General features: G+C 41.2%; 16 protein-coding genes and 1 pseudogene. 1 reads left to right on the forward strand and 16 read right to left on the reverse strand.

The genetic code is table 11. The annotated features are described in order from the left end of the window. Positions 1 to 563: 563 nt before the first annotated feature. Positions 564 to 1,670 carry a TdeIII family type II restriction endonuclease gene (locus tag ROSEINA2194_RS19845; RefSeq protein ID WP_007888143.1) on the forward strand — a complete coding sequence of 369 codons (1,107 nt, stop codon included), beginning with the start codon at positions 564 to 566 and terminating at the stop codon, positions 1,668 to 1,670. 649 nt (positions 1,671 to 2,319) lie between these two features. On the opposite strand, the gene ROSEINA2194_RS13335 is transcribed toward ROSEINA2194_RS19845, so the two are convergent. The 16 genes and pseudogenes from ROSEINA2194_RS13335 to ROSEINA2194_RS13405 all read right to left on the reverse strand — a co-directional run bounded on the left by ROSEINA2194_RS13335 (position 2,320) and on the right by ROSEINA2194_RS13405 (position 20,969). Next, a complete protein-coding gene (locus tag ROSEINA2194_RS13335; protein ID WP_007888145.1) occupies positions 2,320 to 3,231 on the reverse strand; it encodes a MetQ/NlpA family ABC transporter substrate-binding protein in 912 nt (303 codons plus the stop codon). A gap of 30 nt (positions 3,232 to 3,261) precedes the next feature. Next, positions 3,262 to 3,921: a methionine ABC transporter permease gene (locus ROSEINA2194_RS13340; RefSeq protein WP_007888149.1), complete on the reverse strand. Its 660-nt coding sequence runs from the start codon at positions 3,919 to 3,921 to the stop codon at positions 3,262 to 3,264. Further along, a pseudogene (locus ROSEINA2194_RS13345) lies at positions 3,911 to 4,955 on the reverse strand (methionine ABC transporter ATP-binding protein). Before ROSEINA2194_RS13345 ends, ROSEINA2194_RS13340 begins: the two are co-directional and overlap by 11 nt. 100 nt (positions 4,956 to 5,055) lie before the next feature. Further along, positions 5,056 to 5,253 (reverse strand): hypothetical protein, encoded by a 198-nt coding sequence (locus ROSEINA2194_RS13350; RefSeq protein ID WP_044928071.1) that lies wholly within the window; start codon positions 5,251 to 5,253, stop codon positions 5,056 to 5,058. Between the two features lie 120 nt (positions 5,254 to 5,373). Beyond that, on the reverse strand, positions 5,374 to 6,279 hold the full coding sequence (locus ROSEINA2194_RS13355) for a LysR family transcriptional regulator (RefSeq protein WP_007888160.1): 906 nt from the start codon (positions 6,277 to 6,279) through the stop codon (positions 5,374 to 5,376). Between the two features lie 41 nt (positions 6,280 to 6,320). Continuing rightward, the gene (locus ROSEINA2194_RS13360) at positions 6,321 to 6,653 is read right to left on the reverse strand and encodes a cupin domain-containing protein (RefSeq protein WP_007888162.1); all 333 of its coding nucleotides are present in this window, start codon (positions 6,651 to 6,653) and stop codon (positions 6,321 to 6,323) included. A 219-nt stretch (positions 6,654 to 6,872) separates the two neighbouring features. After that, complete coding sequence (locus ROSEINA2194_RS13365) at positions 6,873 to 7,931, reverse strand: iron-containing alcohol dehydrogenase family protein (RefSeq protein WP_007888166.1); 1,059 nt, start codon at positions 7,929 to 7,931, stop codon at positions 6,873 to 6,875. A gap of 31 nt (positions 7,932 to 7,962) precedes the next feature. Next, positions 7,963 to 10,263: an SbcC/MukB-like Walker B domain-containing protein gene (locus tag ROSEINA2194_RS13370; RefSeq protein WP_007888168.1), complete on the reverse strand. Its 2,301-nt coding sequence runs from the start codon at positions 10,261 to 10,263 to the stop codon at positions 7,963 to 7,965. Positions 10,264 to 10,343: 80 nt separating this feature from the next. Further along, positions 10,344 to 11,363 carry an AAA family ATPase gene (locus ROSEINA2194_RS23090; protein ID WP_330370505.1) on the reverse strand — a complete coding sequence of 340 codons (1,020 nt, stop codon included), beginning with the start codon at positions 11,361 to 11,363 and terminating at the stop codon, positions 10,344 to 10,346. A gap of 4 nt (positions 11,364 to 11,367) precedes the next feature. After that, complete coding sequence (locus ROSEINA2194_RS13375) at positions 11,368 to 11,991, reverse strand: DUF4194 domain-containing protein (RefSeq protein WP_044928092.1); 624 nt, start codon at positions 11,989 to 11,991, stop codon at positions 11,368 to 11,370. A gap of 40 nt (positions 11,992 to 12,031) precedes the next feature. Then, entirely contained in the window at positions 12,032 to 13,447 is a 1,416-nt protein-coding gene (locus ROSEINA2194_RS13380; RefSeq protein ID WP_007888176.1) for a Wadjet anti-phage system protein JetA family protein, read from the reverse strand. Positions 13,448 to 13,633: 186 nt separating this feature from the next. Continuing rightward, positions 13,634 to 14,992 (reverse strand): uracil-xanthine permease family protein, encoded by a 1,359-nt coding sequence (locus tag ROSEINA2194_RS13385; protein ID WP_044928095.1) that lies wholly within the window; start codon positions 14,990 to 14,992, stop codon positions 13,634 to 13,636. Between the two features lie 256 nt (positions 14,993 to 15,248). Beyond that, complete coding sequence (locus ROSEINA2194_RS13390; protein WP_007888180.1) at positions 15,249 to 16,283, reverse strand: U32 family peptidase; 1,035 nt, start codon at positions 16,281 to 16,283, stop codon at positions 15,249 to 15,251. A gap of 3 nt (positions 16,284 to 16,286) precedes the next feature. Continuing rightward, positions 16,287 to 17,873, reverse strand: a complete 1,587-nt coding sequence (locus ROSEINA2194_RS13395; RefSeq protein ID WP_007888195.1) for an AAA family ATPase — start codon at positions 17,871 to 17,873, stop codon at positions 16,287 to 16,289. Positions 17,874 to 17,946: 73 nt separating this feature from the next. Beyond that, positions 17,947 to 19,647, reverse strand: a complete 1,701-nt coding sequence (locus ROSEINA2194_RS13400) for an AAA family ATPase (protein ID WP_044928074.1) — start codon at positions 19,645 to 19,647, stop codon at positions 17,947 to 17,949. Between the two features lie 50 nt (positions 19,648 to 19,697). After that, positions 19,698 to 20,969: a PDDEXK-like family protein gene (locus ROSEINA2194_RS13405; RefSeq protein ID WP_007888197.1), complete on the reverse strand. Its 1,272-nt coding sequence runs from the start codon at positions 20,967 to 20,969 to the stop codon at positions 19,698 to 19,700. Positions 20,970 to 21,009: the final 40 nt, after the last annotated feature.

Here is a 21,009-nt window from a genome sequence, read left to right on the forward strand (position 1 = left end):
TATGGAACTCACGGTTAGGGGATGGACGCCTATGAGGGAATGGCAAAAATCAATCTACATTCTCAAAGTAAATTAATTATAACTTCTGTAAATCGATTTTAACAGAATGAAGTAGGATTGTAAGTGTAATTATGGTAGAATAATGATATTAATGAAGTTGTTCAATCGGAAGTTGGAGGAAACTTATATGTTTGATTTTATTATTAATCTATTTGCTGAAATTGCAGATTTCTTTTTACTTTTGGGCAGACAATGTTATTGATAAGTTTGCGAAAAGAAAAAAGTAACTTCCAGTATGTAAGTGCTTGAATAAGTTTATGAAAAATTAAAATAGGTTGAATTTATCCTAGAAAAAATATAATATCTGTATGAGTTAATGGAGATGTTCATATGACAGTTTGCGACTGAGTTTAGAGAATTCTTTTTGAGAATATTAAGCGATATGCTTGATGATGGAAAGATTGAACTTGATAGTTATACTCGATTTTATGATGGATGGGAACAGGTATCTGATTTGGTATATACTAAAATAAAAAATACTAAGGCATAAGTAGGTTACGTTTATGAAGACTGATATCTTACAAATACACAAAAATTGCTTAGATTTCCTTTTGGACTGGCAAGCGGAACATGATGATTTTTATTTTGTTCCACGAAAGATTAACAATAAGAATAGGCTTGAACAGGGAATGTATTTCCGTGGAAATGATGATTATATGGTTCTGACTTTCTGGGATAACGCAGACTCCAAGGAATTTATCTATAATATAAATTGGAGTTGTGATTCTGATGGGGTATCTTCAATAGAGTTGTCCTGTAGAGATAATGCAGAGAGAGTTCCCTATGTAGTAGCCGTCAAAGAGTTAATTGAGGCGCAGGGAAAGGTATTTAAGGAAACAAAGCCAAATAGGTGGAGATATTTTTATCCAGCAGATAGGTATTACCTTGATACTTTGCAAGACTTCATTTTGAATGAGAAGCCCATAATAGATAAATATTTGAGCAGCCATGTGGAAAGTGGAATCCCCCTTGCGGATAAAGAGCTGGACGATAAGTATGTGAAAGCACTGCCAGGGTATAAGGGATATATTGAAACAATTCAGAAGGCAAAAAAGACAGGTGCAGTGAAAGTAAAAGCATCTGATTACATAATGACATTCCAACATAATGAGCTTTCAAATGCGATGGTTAATTATTTGAAGAAGAATGGCTATCAAAACGTGAAAGCGGAGGACGATTATGTAGATATTTCTTGCAATGATTCTTCTGGGAAAAAGATATTCTTTGAATTGAAAACTGCAAAAACAGTAAAAGCAGCTATTAGAGAAGCCATGGGACAGCTATTGGAGTATAATCATTATCCTAACAATAACAAGGCTGATAAGCTGATTATTGTTACGGCGCATGAACCAGAAAAAGAAGATATGCAGTATTTATTGGGATTGAGAACTATTTATCATATTCCTGTGTATTATCAGCAGTTCGACATGAACAAAAAAAATTATTGGCAGAGTGTTAGAAAATATTCTATTACATCTATCCCCAACCAAGAGATTGTAAGAGCTTTTTTGCAAACAGAACATGCAAAAAATTCTAACAATCTCTATTCCTTCCCCTTACATGACACAGGTGAAGGGGAAGGATATGAAAAAATCTGTTTTTTCATATAGCAAATAAAGGGTGTCTTTAAAACAGGATGTATAATATTTTTAGATACATTAAAAGTACATGTACCTAAAGTTTATATGAATTAACATATGTTATTAGTTTTTTATAATTTAATGTAATATTTACTGTCAAAAGATAACCTCTTATCAATATTTATTAGTATTTACGAGAGCCAAACGGCTTCCTATTTTTGCACGAAAAATTTTGTGACATTAAAAAAGCTATCCATTTCTGAATAGCTTTTGAGCAGTGAGATTTATAAAGTAGGAACCTCTTGAATTTTGCCGTTATCTCATAGACACTCATCCCATAACCGGGAGTTCCATAACGTAAATTGCAGATTTTGTGGTGCAATTCATGACGTTGACCGGGCATGTATAAGCGTCCTCTCACAAGTCATTCACAGCGTAAATGAAAGAAAAACGGTATAAACAAATATTATTTTCTTTGTGAGCTATGGAGATAAGACTCTTCAGAGTCTTATCGGAATGGCCAGCGAACAGAAACATAATATTTCGTTTATACCGTTTTTCTTTTCATAAACCTATAAAATCACAACTTGTGAGAGGACGCTTATATCTGCCCTTCACGCCCTAGGAAAGCACCACAAAATCTGCGACACTACGCCAGTGAAACTCCGATTTATTATCCTTACTCCTCGAAAGGAATAACTGCTCCATCGTATGCGTCATTGATGAATTTCTTGATCTCATCAGATTTTAATACATCAACTAATGCTTTCACACCTTCGTTGTTCTCATTTCCTTCTTTTACAACAATAACGTTTACATATGTTTTCGCTGCTTCAGAATCAGATTTCTCATATGCAAGTGCGTCTTTTGCTACAGAGAAACCAGCCTGTAATGCATAGTTACCATTTAATACAACGTATGCTACTTCATCTGCAACTCTTGCTACAGATTCTGCTGCAAGCTCCTGAATTTCAACATTGTAAGGATTTTCAGCGATATCGTTTACAGTTGCCTCTAAACCTGCACCGTCTTTTAATGTGATGATTCCGTTATCCTGTAATAACAAAAGTGCACGTGCTTCGTTTGTGGTATCGTTTGGAACTGCGATCACATCGCCATCTGCGATATCATCTAAGCTGCTCTTTGTTCCCGGATAAATTCCGAATGGCTCGTAGTGGATTTTTCCAACTTCAACTAAGTGAGTTCCCTTCTCCTCGTTGAAACTGTCAAGATATGGTACGTGCTGGAAGTAGTTTGCATCCATCTCGCCACTCTCTACAACTTCGTTTGGTAATACATAATCATCAAACTCTGTAACCTCTAAGTCCCATCCCTGCTCAGCTAAAATAGGTTTTGCTGCTGCTAAGATCTCTGCGTGTGGAGTTGCAGATGCTGCTACTTTAATTGTTCCTTTTGATTCCACTGTGCCGCCTGCTGCTTCTGCAGACTCTTCTGCGGCTGCTTCTGTTGCAGGTGTTGTGCTGTTATCTGCTGCTGCCTGACTGTTGTCTTCTGTTTTGCTTCCGCATCCGGCAAATACGCTGACTACTAAAACTCCTGCTAAAATACTTGATAATACTCTTTTCTTCATAATAATCCTCCTTGTTTTTATATCTCCTCTTTATTTTCTATGATCAAACTTATCTGCCAGTTTCATTCCAACGGTCTGGAAGATCTGGAATAAGATAATCAACAATATAACTGTGACGATCATAATATCGGTCTGCCATCTGGTGTATCCATAACGGATCGCGATAGCGCCAAGTCCGCCGCCGCCAACTGCTCCTGACATTGCGGAATAACCTAAGATTGTTCCCAATGTAATAGTTGCTCCCACTAAAAGGGATGTTCTTGCCTCCACTAACATTACTTTTGTAATAATTGTAAAATTGGATGCTCCCATAGATCTTGCTGCCTCGATCACACCGGCATCTACTTCTTTTAAAGAAGATTCAACCATTCTGGCAATATATGGTGCTGCTGCGATCACAAGTGGAACGATTGTTGCCGTGGAACCATAACTCTTTCCTACGACTAATCTTGTAAATGGGATCAGCAATACAAGCAAAATGATAAAAGGTACACTCCGCACGATATTTGCGATCACATCTAAAATCTTATATAATACTGCATTTGGTTTAATCCCGTCTTTGTCTGATACCGTAAGGATAATTCCCATCGGAAGTCCGATCACATAACCAACCAATGTGGATACTAATGTCATATAAAGAGTTTCCCAGATACCGGTAATAATCATATTTGTCACTTCACTACTCCACATCGCCTGTCACCTCCTCAATCTCAAGTCCATGTTCTGTCAGATACTGTTCCATATCAATCTGAAGATGTCTGTCATCCGGCAGACCTAAGATCATTTCGCCTTTGGCTACACCGCCGACATTTTTTGTATCTGCCCTTAAAATATTGACCGGTTTTCCAAACTGTAAGATCATATTAGCGATCACCGGCTCAAATGCGGAATTTTCTGTAAATACAATACGCAGCTTCTTATCTCCCTGGATCCTCTCCATCTGGGCTGCAACTGCACCCTCTGCTTTTCCACTGTTTTCAGGAACATCTCTTAAAATCAGTTCTCTGGCTGCCTTCGACTTTGGATGGCTGAAAATATCTTCTACCAGACCATTTTCCACCAGTTCTCCATGTTCAATGATCGCTACCCGGTTACAGATTTCACGGATCACGGACATCTGGTGTGTGATGATCACGATTGTGATCTGAAACTGCTCATTGATGCTTTTCAAAAGTTCCAAAATAGAAGCAGTCGTCTGTGGATCAAGTGCACTGGTCGCCTCGTCACAGAGAAGTATTTTCGGGTTGGATGCAAGTGCTCTTGCGATGGCAACACGCTGCTTCTGTCCACCGGAGAGCTGTGTCGGATAAGCCTTCTCTTTTTCCTCAAGTCCGACTGTCTTTAACAGTTCTCTTGCTTTGGCTCTCGCCTCTTTTTTCTTAACACCCTGAATCTGTAATGGGAAACAGATATTGTCGATCACATTCTTCTGCATCAAGAGATTGAAATGCTGGAAGATCATCGCAATGTCGCTTCTCTGTTTTCTCAATTCCTTCTCATTTAAAGTTCCAAGATCTTTTCCTTCGATCAGCACCTGACCGTCAGTCGGTCTTTCCAAAAAGTTCAGGCATCGTACCAAAGTACTTTTTCCTGCACCGGACATTCCGATGATCCCGTAAATATCGCCCGCCCCGATCGTGAGGTTAATATCCTTTAAGGCATCCACATGAACACCTTTTTTGTTCAAATGTCTTGGACAAATGTTTTACTTCTATTTCAGACATATCGAATCCTTTCTTTTCAAAAATAAAAACCTATTGATTTTTATTTACGACTGTTACACAAAAAAATAACAGGCTCCATCGCGAAGATGATTCCTGTCTATTATGCTCTATCTATAAAAGCAAAATTCAAACCGAAACATCTGGCGCACATTTTTCTTTTCCGCAGCTCATACAAGACATACACATACATCTGCACATGCACATCATTTCTGACATCATTCTTCTGCCGTTTTCTGGAAAAATAGCTGTTCTCATTCCCGGTTCTCCTTTCTGCTTCTTCTGCTTTTTGAAAATACAAAACTCCTGCTGTTCTGATCCATGTGCTTTGTATCTCCCTTTCACATTGACCATTATAGCAAGAGTTTTTAAAATGTGTTAATACGCGAAACCTTGAATCTGTTATAGGTTGTACCTATAGCTACATTACTTTTTCCTTATACTTTTTCAATTCTTCAATGTATAATTCCCCGATATGACTGACTTTTGCGCCTTTTCGTTTGATATATCCGATTCTCATTTTCTCAGTTTCCCTTAACGGAACTGCTTTATAATCGTCGCCGTTTAAATCTTCACAGATAATACCGGAGCAGAGCGTGTAGGCATTCAGTCCGATCATCAGATTTAAGAGCGTTGCCCTGTCATTTGCCTTGATCAGCCGCCTATACTCATAGGTGCTCTTCATCTCTTCCGCCAGATACAGGGAATTATTTTTTCCCTGGTCAAAGGAAAGACACGGATACTCATCCAGTTCTTCCATTGTGATCACATCCTGTTTTGCCAGCGGATGTCCGGACCACAGATATACAAATGTATCGCAGGAAAACAGCTCCACAAATTCCAGCCCATTTTCCTTAAACATTTTATTTAAGACTTTCTCATTGAAATCATTCTCATAGAGTACACCAATCTCACTCTTGAAGTTTTTTACATTCTCGATCACACTGATGGTCGTTGTCTCATGCACTGCAAATTCGTACTGTTCCATACCGATCTGTTTGACCGTCTCCACAAACGCTTTCACCGCAAACGTATAATGCTGTGTGGAAACGCTGAATTTCTCTTTTACTTTTTTATCGATATACTTGGACTGTAACAGCCCGAACTGCTCTGTCACCTGTCTGGCATATCCCAAAAATTCTTCACCCTCCGGCGTGATGACGATTCCACGGTTTGAACGCAGAAAAATATCCAATCCTATCTCTGTCTCAAGCTCCTTCATCGTCTCTGACAGACTTGGCTGTGAGATAAAAAGCTGTTTTGCCGCCTCATTCATGGAACCGCAGTCGGCGATCGTCAATGCATATTTTAACTGTTGAAGTGTCATAAGCTATCTTCCTTTTCTTCCTTTGCAATCAATCATGAAAGCTAGTTCTGCTCCGGGACAACTGCAAAAAATTCAAGTTCTGCATCACTGTCATTCATGAGGCTGTGGGTATGTCCCTTCGGACAATAATGACACATACCCGCTTCCAGTTTCTCATATTCTCCATCCATAAGAACTCTGCCTGTTCCCTTTGTGATATAGATGATCTCACTGTTAGTCTCATGCGTGTGTACGCCGATGGATGCTCCCGGTATCAGTTTTCCGTAGATAATGCGGTTCTTCTCATCGTGGAACATTTTGGCGTAAAGCGATTTCTCTCCGCCTTTAAAGTTTGGAAATTCTTCATATTCCTGCTCATGATAGTTAAAATTCATTGTAGTTTCCTCTTTTCCTTTTTATTCTTTACGCAATATTTGGACAATAGAATTTATCATTCCAATGATGATCACGGCATACATTATGGAATTAGGTTCCGTATCCGGTATGATGTGAAAATCCATAAAAAGCATACAGATTAATAAAATGATCCATATGACCAATGTAACCATGTAGAATTTTTCTTTTTCATTTGTTTTTCCTTTCTAGCATGCTATTTACACCAAAACCTTCTGCAGCACCTCATCCTCCAAAACAATCTTCTTTGCAAGCTCCCGGTATGTTTCCTCATGAAGATAAGTATGACGGAATGGTTTGATCGACGGAGCCATCTCGATCGCTTTTATAAAATCTTCACGCTTCATGCCAAGTGTCGCCGCATAGTCAAAGAATCCTGTCTCACGGAGCACAGTCTCCACCCGGACATAGCGGTGATCCTGCACCTTACTCATAATATAAGTTGCAATGCCAACCTGGATACCGTGAAGCTGCGGAACTTCTAATATTTTATCCAATGCATGGGAAATCAGATGCTCGCTGCCGCTTGTCGGCGCACTGCTTCCTGCAATTTCATTTGCGATTCCGCTCATTGCCAGCGAATCCACCAGTTCTTTCAAAAACAGTTCATCTTTTATCGTCTCATACGGTGTCCGCACAAAACTGTTCACCGCCTTTTTCGCGATCATCACCGCAAAATCATTCACTTCTGAATATCCGCTTTTCTCCTCAAAAATCCAGTCATAGAGCGCTGTGATCTTTGAGATCATATCACCAATACCTGAATAGATAAACTTATCCGGTGCAGTCCTTATGACCTGCGTATCCACAATAATTCCATATGCCAGCTTTGCCGGGACGGAAGTTCTTTTTCCATGCACTAAAAGAGATGCACTTGCGCTGGAAAATCCATCACTGGAACTTGAGGTTGGAACACTGATAAATGGAATATTACGCAGAAAAGCTGCGTATTTTCCGGCGTCGATCACTTTTCCGCCTCCGATCGAGATCACGGTCTGCGTCTTATTCGGCATTGCAAACGCCAGCGTGATAATATCATCGATATCGACTGTGTCCAACTCGCTGTACTCCAATACCGTGATTCCTTCCTGTTTCAGCGAATCCATGACATCCATGCCAAACAGGTCGATCAGTCCGTTTCCGAAAAAAATTACAACCTGTTCCAGATTCTCTGCCTTAAGATACTGTCCGATTTTTTTCAAAGTACCATTTCCAACTTTTAATATAGATGGTATTAAAATTCCTTTTCCTGTCTGCATGCTGTCTCCTCCCTGACTATTGTTCCTATCTCTATTTTACAGTTTCCGGCTCTCCCTGTCCATGCTCACCTTCCATGAGCTTTAAATAATCTCCCTTATCAATATGCATCATGGAGATCTGGTTCTGATGACGCCTGAATCCGTAGACACAGTCCACATTGCGGATCAGCGACTGCAGACGTTCATCCGGCACACAGACAATGAGCTGAAGATCCATTTTTCTTGCATATTTCAGGCAGACGGCACTCCGCTCCTGATCCATCTTGGAAAATGCCTCGTCCAAAAGCACCAGCTTGATCTTGGAATCCCGGTTGCTCTGCTGCATATACAGCATTGCAAAACCTGCCAAAAGTGCCACATATTTCGGGTTCTGTCCCTCTCCACCGGAATCTCTTCCTGCCATATCATCGACAAAATTTTCACGAATGACATTCCCCTGCTCGTCTGTCACCTGTTCAAACATGCTGAAGGAGAGATAATTGCGGTAGTCCGCGTATTGCTCCATCTCCTGACGCTTCTTTGCGCGCACCTGCTCGTCCTCGTCTCTCGGCGGCATGAATTTATCGGTGAGGAGTTTGATCTTCTGCTCGTATTTCTGGTAAAAGGTATCCTCCCCAAAACTCAGCTGGCCATCAAAACCTGCATTATCCAGATTTTTGCTGTCTAATTCCTCTGCCATTAACATCTCAAAGAACTGGCCATTCTCATTCTTTGCCGGCTCGATCTTGATCTGATAGGTGCTGTCGGAAAAGTTTGTCTCACGCAGTAACCGGTTGATCTCGTAAGCGTGGCGTTTTGCCGCCTTGATATCTCCATGGATGGTTGCGATCACATTCTCACGCAGACTCTTGTAGATAAAATCACACTGTTTTTCAAATTCTGCTTCGTATGCAGGCTCATAGTCCGTCTGATATTCTTCCAGAAGCTTCTCATAGGCTTCATTAGACTTTTCTGAACCGTTAAACTGGCTGGACGGATAAGCAAAAATGTAACGGTTTCTGGCGGTGCGCAGTGTCTCGGCTTTCTCCTGCTCTCCTGCCGAAAGGGCTGCAAGTTCTGCGTTTTTCTGATTCTTCAAGGACTGGCCGGAGCGCTTCTTCAACTGCTCCTGCACCTCCTGACTAATCTCCTCATTTGGCACGTATCCCTGCAGCATCTCCTCTAACTGCAGACGACGCTGGTCATTTGCGCCGGAAAGATTTTCGTGTCGGCGTATTTTCTCACTCATCTGTCCCTGATTTTCGCCGATTGAAGCCTGAAGCTCACGCATCTGCTGTTTCAGGCTCTGCTCTTTCTGCTGTAATTCCTTATACTGCCCTTCCTGCAAAGTGCGGATTGTCTCCTCAAGTGTGGATTTTTTCTTATTGACCTTTCCAAGCTCTTTTTCTGCGCAGGAAAGGTTTACATAATATTCTTTTTCTTCTTTCAGACTTTCAAAATCCCTTGCCGCCTTTAAGCGCTCGGTCATGTAATGCAGTTCCTGATACTGTTTCTCAAGCCTCTCCACGTCAGCCTCGTACTCTGCCAGACGTACCCTTGACACTTTCTCTCCAATGCACGCATTTGTGGTATAATCCTTTTTCCGCAGATGACGGAAAATAAAATTACTGTAGGAATAGCAATCCGGTGTCACGCCGTCTTTCACCTGCTCCAACTCTTCCACGGAATGACACTTTATAATATGACCAAGGTAACGTTTCAGGCACACATCCACATAGGCTTCCTTCGTCTCAACCGCCTCATAAAGAGAGTTCTCCATGGCACGCGGCTCGCTATCTGCGATCGCTTTGGAATTAATGAGATCCACTTCCTCAAACTGTTTCATCTCACGAAAGACCGCCGCCGCATCATGCGCAAACTTTGGCTCTGTAATCAGAGAAAACTTCAGCCTTCCCATACGGCCCTCGATCGCATTTTTCCACTCTTCGTCTGCCACATCAAAAAGATCCGCCAGAATCTGGACTTTTATCGTTCTTCCGTAACGGTCGCTTAATTTCCGCTCCAGAGAACTTCTTGCAGAACGGAGATTCTCGCTGTAGGATTTCCGATTGTTTTTCATATCATCCACAAGCTTCTGCTTTTCTTTCAGTTCTTTTCCTGTCTCGCGCTTCTGCTCACTGTAATCTTCAAATTCGTTTTCAATATCCTGCTTTGCAGACTCTATTTTCAAATGCAGTTCCTGACAGTTTTCCTCTGTCACATTTCCATTTTCGATTGTTTCAATGAGATTTAGAACCGGATTGCTGATATAATCGGTGATGACCTCGTCCTCTTCCCACTGTTTCAATCCCTGAACGATTTTGCGCCACTGTCTGCTGTTATCGATCAGCATACGGCTTCTTTGCTCTAATTCCTCTAACTGCTGCTGTTTGTTTCCAAGATCGCTGGCTTTTAAATCTGCACTTACACGGATCAGCTCCTGTTCGACCTCTCCGCGCTCTTCGGCGAGCGTGTCTGCCTGTTGCTGCAGCTGTGCCTGCTCTTCTTCAATCTTTTTTTGTCCTCCTCGGCTGCCTCTATTTTCGCCCGGAGATCCTCAATATCAATGCAGCGGATAAAACTCTCTGTGCGGATCATATCGGTCTGGAGCGTCACCAGCTCCTGCCCGGTCTCTTTTACGTCTGTCAAAAGTTCGATACGTTTCCGCATATCCTCAATTTTTTCCTTGATCTGGCGGTAGGCATCTAACTGCTCACTGATCGTTCCGATCGTGTCTGACGTGCTCTTTGGAAACATATAATCACGGATAAACTGTCCTGTTCCGTTTGTCATTTTCAGTGCGATTGCACTCTTTTCCATCGTGATAAAACGGTTTGGATCAATGTAACCTAAAATGACATCATATAACGTTCCAAGATAAGCTTCCTTGGAAGCGTAAATACGGTTGACATCCCCTTTTCCACGGTTATCCTTCGATACGGCTCTCTCATTTACCAGCTTTTTGATATCCTGATTGGAATAACAGAAGCCCTCCTCCGTGATATACCCCGGTTCCGGCATCTTTCCGGAATGGCTGAAATAGGAAAACTTTTTGATCTCAGAATCATTTCTTCTCACTTCAAACGCAATGCCCACACACGTAGTGATGTGCGTTCCCGTGTCCTTGATCTCCAACGCAATGACCGAGCAGAAATCGCAGTTTCCACGGTTTGCAGAACCATCTTTCTGCTCACCACGGAGGTAGCTTAAGACACTTCTGCGGTTTTTGGCATCATCCGCCGCCTTGTTCAAAAAACTCGGACTGAAGCTTCCATATAAAATAACCTGGATTGCATCCATAACGGTCGATTTTCCAGATCCGCTTTTTCCACTGAATAAATTCACATATTCATTAAATTCTAATACTTTATGATTAATTCCACCCCAGTTGTTCAGACACATGCGGGTGAAAATTTTCTTTGCCTGGCTCAAATGTACTGCTCCTTTTGTCAATGATCTAATTCTCTTTTTCCTCTTCTGTCAGAAGTTCTTCCACCTCGTCCTGATAGGTGCGCACCAGCTCGTTGATATCCATCGCAGAGCAGAACACGTTTACGGTACTGTAAATATAAATCGGGGTAAAATCTTCCAGATTGGCAACGGCACCCGGCAGTTCGATCATCTGATGCGTTTTCATCAGAACAAGTGCATCGTTCCACTCCTGTCCTGTGAGACGTCTTGTAATAAGGTTTGTATTTTTTCCATACTCACGGATCTCTGCCAGATTTGTAGTAGTTGCATGCAGACCTTCCCCCATGATTTTGTCACGATAAATCATTTTTAAAAGAATGACCAGCTTCGTTGTCATAAGGCTCATACGCTCTGTCATAACGCCATCCCCCGTGATCCGGAAAATATGTTCCTGCGGATCATGCACAAGCTCGCAGTCCAGCACAGACAGATAGTCCGCGATAAACTCTCTGTGGCGCAGACACACCTGATACCTCGGATTGTCGTGCTGTACCAGAGTTGCCGGGTCACATTTCACCTGTAAAATGCATGTCTGCCGGAATAAATCCTGTATCGTTTTTCTGATATTTTCTGCCTCGCCCTGTGAGACAGTCTCCATATATTGTAACATCTTTTTTCCAATGCCTTCTTTCATGTATAGTAACGCAATTTTATTGATTCTGCCCGATCACAAGTCTCGAATAAGTTAGTCCGTCCTCACTCCGTATCTCGCCGTCCACCGATACCGTATCTTCCGCCAGACGTTCCTCCGTCTCTTCCTGCCAGAGGAAAAGAAGTTTTTCCAGATCCTCCACAGACTGTACGGTCTCTTCTGTTGCCACAAAGACTCCATCCACGGTATTTTTTCTTCGGAAACTCTGTAACTCGTTTCTTGTATACAACGGCTTTGGAACAAAATCCGTCATGTGCTGTTCCCTTGCGTCTATTTCTTCGTCCAGCATCACCGGTGCAAATGCTCCGTCCCCGCGGTCTCTTCTTCCAGCAAAACTGTTATCTGTAATATTTTTAAACTGCGAAGAAAAACGGATACGCTCTCTCATTTCCACCAAAATCTCATCTTTTTTCTCACTGCGGTCTAACAGATTGATCAGTTTGATGATGTTATCTTCCTCACTGACGCCCTCCTGCAAAATGTAATGGATGCGGGCCAGCGCACGCTTTGCAAAAACGGTTTTCTGCTCAATGAGTTTATTGTATTTGCGCTCGATCATGTCAAATTCCCGCTCCAACTGCATCACGATCCTGCTCGTATCCTCACAATACTGCAATCTGTACTCATTTCTCTTCTGTAAAAGCGTGCCTGCTTCGAGAGATTTTTTTTCTTTCAGAAGCACTGCTTTTTTCTCATCATTTTCGTTTAAAATTTCACTGATAAGTTCTTTCACTGCCTCCTTGTACCGGTAAAAACTGTCCGTCGTTGTGAGGATTGCATATTTTTTGCTGTCGCTGTTGTTAATCTCCTCCACAAGCACCTGCTGAATCCCGATAAAATGTTTCTGGGAGGAAAGCTCATCAAAATAGGAACGCATTCCATCCTGCATGTTGGACAGCAGCTGCCCCAGACTTTTGGATGTGCGCAGTGCACTTTTTAAAATATCATTGTTTTTTTCATTGTCAGAATGATAAGTAAACAACGCACTGTAAATGGAAAGCATGCTCTCTCTTTCCCGGCTGTCATCATCACTCTGCAGCTTTTTAAACAACTCGACATACAACTGGCTGTATTCCGGGAAAGAGATCACACAGGTATTCAGTTTCTCATCAAAATCACTTTTCAGCCATCCCCACCGGATCAGGTGGTTTAACATGCCGGAAGGAGAATCGCTTGGAAATAATGCATCCGGCGTTTCTCCTTCCTCCATATCGTCCTCTTCCTGCCACACGATCTTTGATTTCTCGATCGTATTCTCAATAATAAGCGCACACTCTTCCTGCGTAAGACCGAGAGAAGCATATACTTCATTGTTTTCCTCGTAAATGGCTGTGACAAACTGCATATATGCTTCCCTGTTTTTTGTGCGGAATAATTTATAAAAATCATTTGGAATTTTCTTCTTTAAAATCATGTATCTTAATTCCTTTGTTTAAAGCTCTGTCTTTCTATTATACACTATTTTTAAAGGCTTCCACAAGTTTATTTCTGATACTTCTATAAAGAAAAAGTGCACGGACAAATAGGATGTTCCTGTTCGCAGAACTCACAAAGGAAATCCTATTTATCCATACACTTTTTCTTCTATTTACCTATCTTCTTAAGCCTCATCCTTAGGAAGCACAATATTTAAGACCAGTGCAACAATTGCAGCCGGAACGATTCCGGAACCACCGAAGATCAACTGCATGGTATCCGGCAGCATTCTTAAAATGTCACTGTTTGCTCCAAGTCCATAACCAAGTCCCAGTGCGACAGATACGATCGTAATATTTCTTCCGGTCAGTTTTTCCTTTGTGATCAGCTGGATACCGCTGACTACGATAGAGGAAAACATCATAACTGCTGCTCCACCGAGAACACTCTGCGGCATAATAGAGATCAATGCTGCAAGCTTAGGAAACAGTCCGCAGAGAATCAATACTCCTGCTCCGCACGCAAGTGCCATGCGGTTTACAACCTTTGTCATCGTAACCAGTCCGACATTCTGGCTGAAAGAGGTATTCGGTAGTACACCAAATAACGCAGCAAGCGAAGAACCAAGTCCATCACACATAACACCTCCGGAAAGTTCCTTGTCTGTTGCTTCACGTCCAAGTCCGCCTTCCATAACACCGGAAATATCACCGATCGTTTCCACGGCTGTCACGATAAACATGATCAGTACCGGCACGATCGCACGCATATCAAAAATCGGTTTTACCGGCATTACTTTCGGCAATGCAAACCAGGAAGCTTCTCTCACTTTATCAAAATTCAAAACCCATGCCTTGGTGTATTCCACTCCGTCAGCATTCACTGCGGTTGTCGGAAGGATCATTCCCATAATAAAACATAACACATATCCTGCAATAATACCGATCAGGATGGAGGAAGAACTTGCCATTCCCTTTGCAAAGTGTTTTACCCCAAGAATAATGATCAACACAACAAGACCGATGAATAAATTTTCCAATGAACCATAGTCAGCCGCAGAAGATCCTCCTCCAAAGGAGCTGACACCAACACTGATCAGGGAAAGTCCGATCGATAAAACTACTGTTCCTGTCACCACAGCAGGGAAAAATCTGCGGAGCGGTTTTAAGAAAAATCCAAGCACGCCCTCAAACAGACCACCGATGATCGATGCACCCATGATCGCGCCATATGCGATCACTCCGCCACCCATAACACCTGCAACGCTTTTAAATACACCAATAAAACCGGAACTCGTTCCCATAATGATCGGAACACGTCCACCGACAGGACCGATTGCAAAAAGCTGAACCAATGTGACAACGCCGGCAATGATCATTGCATTCTGTAATAATTCCACATAAACCTCTGCAAAGTCAGATGCTGCTCCAATACCGCATGCACCACAGATCACGATCAGCGGTGTCAGGTTTCCGACAAACATTGCCAGAACATGCTGCAAACCATAAACGATCGCTTTCGGCCATGGAATTCTTCCGTCCATTTCATAAGGGGATGTGTACTCTTTTGTTTTTCCATTTTTTAAACTCCTGTTATTTTTACTTTTGTTACAGACAGTCTGAATGAACCGGCTTTTTCTATCTGCCAGCATATATTTTCATCCTGTTTTTCCTATCATCCGATAGCAGTATAGCATAGGTTCTCTTTTCCTGAAAAGTCATTATTATTAATGAATTTTATCGATATAACTAATAATTATCTGTTCAAATATATAAAAATGTTCCTCAGATCTTCTTTTCTCACCGATAATAACAGTTTTGACTGCATCCATCCGGAAAAAGTGACGCTTTCATTTCCCTCTGATATTGCAACTCATTGTCTGATTTTTCCAGAATATCCAGAGCTTTCCGCAACTGCCTTATATCCTTTTCCATAAAATCGGTATAATTGCCACGACCAACCAGTTTTAAATGGGTAATGCCGACCTGTTTCATGCGGTAAAGTGCGCAGAGCCCACAGCCGGTACTGCCGGTCAGATAACCATCTTCATCCAAAGGAAGTCCCTTCCCCTCTTTTTCCTGTATTCTGTCTGTTTCTGCCACATCTTTTTGCGCAGCATCTGTCTCTTCTTTCTTGTGCAGATTTCCCAGTTCATATGGTACTCTGCAAAGATGTGTCAGTTCATCACAGTGCAGGGAATTACAGAATGCCCCGGAAAAATGACAGAGTTCATTCAAAATGAAGGCTTCATATTCATCTGGAAACATATATTTTTCCTCTATATTTTCCTTCATATCACATTTGTAGTTTATTTTCTTATCATTTACAAATTTAATACAGCTTTGCATATCTTCCAGCGAATTTTTTCTGTGAAAAATCACACGGCGGATTCCAAACGGTAACATCTGTTCTAACATTCCCCGGTTCACTTCCGCGGTCTCACCGCTTAAATGGATTCCGCAGTTGATTTTCTGCTGTCTGAGGTACAGCATCAGTGCCGGGTCTGCAATGATAAAATTTTCAAAGCCTGCTGCCATGCACTGTGTGATGATCTCCGCTATGACAGGATACTGCTCCCCTGTATAGTAAAGGGAATTAAACGTCAATTTTACCGGCTTGCCATAATAGTCCACCATTTTTTTCAGGATTTGCAGTTCGCTCATGGAACCAATCTGCACATTGTAAAAAAGTACTTCCCTACGGTTTAATGGATGGATCACACCGTACTTTTCCGCCCAGGAAAACGGCACATATCCACAAAAGAATTCATCCGCCCCCGCTTTTACAAATGTCTCATATTCATCAATACTTCCTAAACCTGCGACAATTTTCATCTGTTAAAGTTCCACTTTCTCAATCACGCAGGTATGTGTCTTTGTCTTTTTATCATAATTAATTCCGGCTAACAGAAGATTACCTTTGTAATCCTCTAAGGATTTCACATACTTTTTCTCTTTTATTTGTGCGATTGCACCTTCTGCATCCTTATCCCACTTTAATTCAATAATCACTGCCGGCTTATCTGCGTGTATTTTTCTTGGGATCATGCAGATATCTGCAAAACCTTTTCCTGTCGGCAGTTCCCGGATGATCGTATAATATTCTCTTGCAAAATAGAATGCCAGATGAATGGTACAACTCAATGAGTTTTCATCATGATACTGAAGAATTGAAATCTCATCATGGACATTCTCAATTCCGGCAGCAACTGCTTTTGCATCCTGATTCCATAATGCTTCCACTAACTTACGCGAATTTTCAACCGAACGCATTACCTCGTGCCAGTCCATGGTACTGATTGCATTGAGATATTCCTGTGACACTTCTTTGTTTGGAATGGTCACTTTCTCTGTCTCACTGTTATATGTCAGATAACCAAGGTGCACCAGTAAGGTCAGTACATCATCCTTTGTTGCAAAAGTTGTCATGTCGTTGCTGAATGTTCCGGTATTAATACGCACACCCTCCCCTGCAAGCATCTGGATCACTGAATCTTTCAATCCATCCATATTCATCTGAATATATATTTTCAGTGCCTCATAGGTCTCTGTTCTGTTCCAGTATGTGCCGAATTTGTGCCGCAGCATCGCTTCTACCACTGATTTCGGGCTATAAATTGAATATCTTTTGTCGCCAAAACGACTATGTGAAATCAGATCATATCCATCATACCACGCTTTGACTTCTTCAAAGTTCATGGCATATTCCTCACACAATCCCTTAACTTCTTCTTCCGTAAACCCAAAAAATTCTGCGAGTTCTCCCGGATCGGTCATCGAGTACTCCATAAACATATTCAGTGCCGAGTGAGAACCGTATTTTTTTATCGGAAGTATCCCTGTCATGTATGCAAGAGCAATGTAGTCTTTGTCTTTCAACCAGAAACGCAGAAAATCCAGATATTTTTTTTGTGCATCTTTATCCTGTTGATATTCGCGGAACAGGCAATCCCATTCATCAATTAAAATGATGAACGGATGGTGCGTGTTGGCATAGACATCCTGCATCGCAAATACCAGATTATCTTCTATCTCATATGAAGAATATCTGTTTTTCAAATCTGTGATCAGCCTCTTTTGCAGTAATCTTAACATTTCCTCCATGCCCTGTGTTGCGCTCAAAAATTCCTGCATGTTAATTTTTAACACATCATACTGGTTCAAATGTTTCAGATACTCTTCTGACTGACTGATTTTAAGTTTATCAAAAAATTCCTTCGTATCACAATCTCTGTCATAATATGCCGCAAGCATATTTGCTGCCATAGATTTTCCGAATCGTCTTGGTCTGCTCACGCAGACATATTTCTGCTCTGTGCCAAGCACTGTGTTCGTCTTTTCAATCAGTCCGCTTTTATCAATATAAATTTGTGACCGCAGACTTCCCTGAAATGCTGTGCTGCCCGGATTAAGATAACTTCCCATAAAAAAATCCTCTCTGAACCATGTTATAACAAAGATATTTCACCCAATGTCATCCATGTAAAAATTTTATTTTTTAACATTTTTCTGCCTCTAACATAATCTTACAGGTTTTCTTATAACATGCGATCGCATATTTTAAGATTTTACAGATTCCGTCCTGATGCAACGCTTCTGCATACCCTGTATCATCAATCTGTTTCAATGCTTTTTTGCACTCTGCTTCCAGATTACCATCATTGGCATACTTCACCTCAATAACAATCCCGACCTCAGAATCTCCTACCTGGATCATGATATCACTAAATCCATCTCCAGATTCTCTGTTTGATGTCACAAGCCAGTTTTCTTTAAACCCAAGAATTCCAAGCAAAATTCCATGATAAAAATTTTCTTTTGTCGGCTTCTGTACAAAAGTATCTCTCACACTGATCGTTTTTTGCATGTAATCTGAAAAAAGCTTCTCTGCCACATCCGCTTTCTCTGTTAATAAGGCATCACAAAAAGCGTTTACTTTCTGACCATCCTGCTTAATATTCTCCTTAAATAATTTCAGAATATGTTCTGTGATAATATTTCTGATTTCTCTATTCGGGATCACAAGATCATACCTGTTTCCATCCGTATTGCTGCGGCTTGTCAGATACCCTGTCATAAAAAGGGTACTCCAGAGATTATCGATTGATGAATACAATTCCTTATAGGTCATCTCCTGACTGATTTCTTTCTGGACACTTCCACCATTCACAAGATGTTCCAACTCCAGTTTTGTGAGTTTCTGCGGTTCATAAATACTATTGATAAAGCGATGGATCACATCATTTCCGCTTGTATTCACCCAATAATTTTTTGGTGCACACTCCTGATTTGCAATATGATCACTGCAATAGTTAATCACATCCCATGGACAGTATACATCAACATTTCCAAAACGATACCCATCATACCATTCTTTTACCGTCTCATAATGTGTATCCTGACCATAATAATGAAGCAACTCTTTTACTTCATCATCTGTAAAGCCAAAGTTTTCATCAAAATCAACATCCGTAATGGAATAAACTTTAAAATTATTCAATCCTGTAAAAATGCTTTCTTTTGCAACCCGAAGGCATCCTGTCAACACAGCAAACTTCAAACTGTGATTCGTCTTTAACACATTTTCAAATAAATTACGGATCAAAAGTACCATCTCATCGTAATAGCCATTTTCATTTGCTTTTGCAAGTGGCACATCATACTCATCAATCAAAACGATCACTTTTTCTTCATAATGTTTTTCCAAAAGTTCTGAAAGTTCCAATAAGCTGCTGCTTAACGTTCCATCATCCTTCATCTGAGAAAGCAATTTTTCAAAAAGTTCCTTATCAACCTGTGTCAGTTTTTCACTTTCTGATAAGTTCTGCAATCTACGCGCTTCTCTGTTGATAACTTTTACAAGACAGCTCCGTGCCTCGTCGAAAGTGTTTCCATTCACGCCTTTCAAACTGATGGATACAACCGGAAACTTTCCAAGATACTGTTTGCAGACTTCTTTATTCTTTGAAATATACAATCCATCAAAAAGTGATGCATCTGCTCCTACCTCAAAAAATGTCTGAAGCATACTCATATTTAAAGATTTTCCAAACCAGCGTGGACGGGTAAAAAGATTTACCTTTCCCCACTGGGCGAGAAGCTGCTCGATCCATCTCGTTTTATCAACATAATAAAAATCTTCTTTCCGCATCTCTTCAAAACTCTCAATTCCAATTGGAAGTTTCTTACGTTTGTTCATAACAGCTTCTCCTTTCCAATCCACTACATACTTATTTTATTATAATTTTTTCATTCTGGAATAGCAAGCACTCTCTCCACCATCTCCTCAATGTTACGAACACACAATGATACAAACTCCGACCGGCACTCTTTATCTGCCAGTGCGATTGCTGCATCATTCATGATTTTAAAGTTCGGAACGGAATCGTTTGGCTTCTGTTCTCCGGCTGGCAGATACCACCTGGTTGCCCACCAGTCCTTGTGGTCTGCCGCACTGATTTTCAGATAATGCCCGACTGCTTTTACAGTTGCAGCATCATATTCATCCACCTGATCCCCGTGTCCTTCCTCCGATTCTGCATTCGGATCAAAGACACAGAATCCCGCGAACAGACAATGTTCTACCTCCACACGGAACCAGAGCTGCTTTCCATCCGGCATCGGGGCGTCATTTACAATGTAGTTGATTCCCGGATAGGTAGAATACCATTTATAAAAAAATTCATCTGCCTGCTCTTTATATTCGTACCAGTTACTGTTTTTCTCCCTTGTCCAATGATTCTTTTCCGCAACTCCTGCTAACTGCTTCTCAAATTCCTCCATCACCTGATAGATCAGCTTTGCTTTTGCAGCATTGATAGAATCTGCAATCTGCATCCCTGCTCTTAGGGAATCACCCGACTTAAGCAGTTCATCAATTACCATATTTCTCACCTTCTCACTTGTATAACCGCTGATTTGTTCTATGTTCTGGATAAACTGTTCCAAAATAGGAACCATTCCTGTATTTTCACAACTTTTACATGCTTTCAGCCAGTTTAAAATGTGCTCACGGAATGAGAGACAGACGATATCCTCCTCCGGTACTGACTGGCTGCCGGAAGATGTGCTGTCTTTTCCTGGTCTGTGTCCATCCAACGTCAGATAATACACCTTCGCCTGCGCATCTCTTCTTTTTGCATACTGATAATAATCAAAGCACTGGCTTTTCTGGTCAGCCGCATATATTTTCACTTCAATTGGGAGAAAATAGCTGCCCATTTCGATGACAATGTCGATTCTCCGCTCATCATCAATCGCATATTCTGCCGTCACAATTGCCTGATCTGCCAGTTTTGTATCCATTTTTTCCATTCCAAGACAATCTCTCAGGAAAATTTTTAAGTACTCTGCCCCTGCGCCATGCTGCCCTCTCGGATTTAAAAGGTCAGCTATCATGCGGCAGATCAGAACTTCCTTTGACTGTATCTGTAAAACAGAAAAAATATTGTAATCTTTTGTTTTTAATAAATTTACATTTTCCGTGTTCTGCTTGATTACACGGTCAAGAACAGACTCCATCGTATTTTTCTCCCCTGTTGCATCTCAGCGGAATCGTTTT

Origin of the sequence: Roseburia inulinivorans DSM 16841 (assembly GCF_000174195.1) — a bacterium.
GTDB lineage: Bacteria > Bacillota > Clostridia > Lachnospirales > Lachnospiraceae > Roseburia > Roseburia inulinivorans.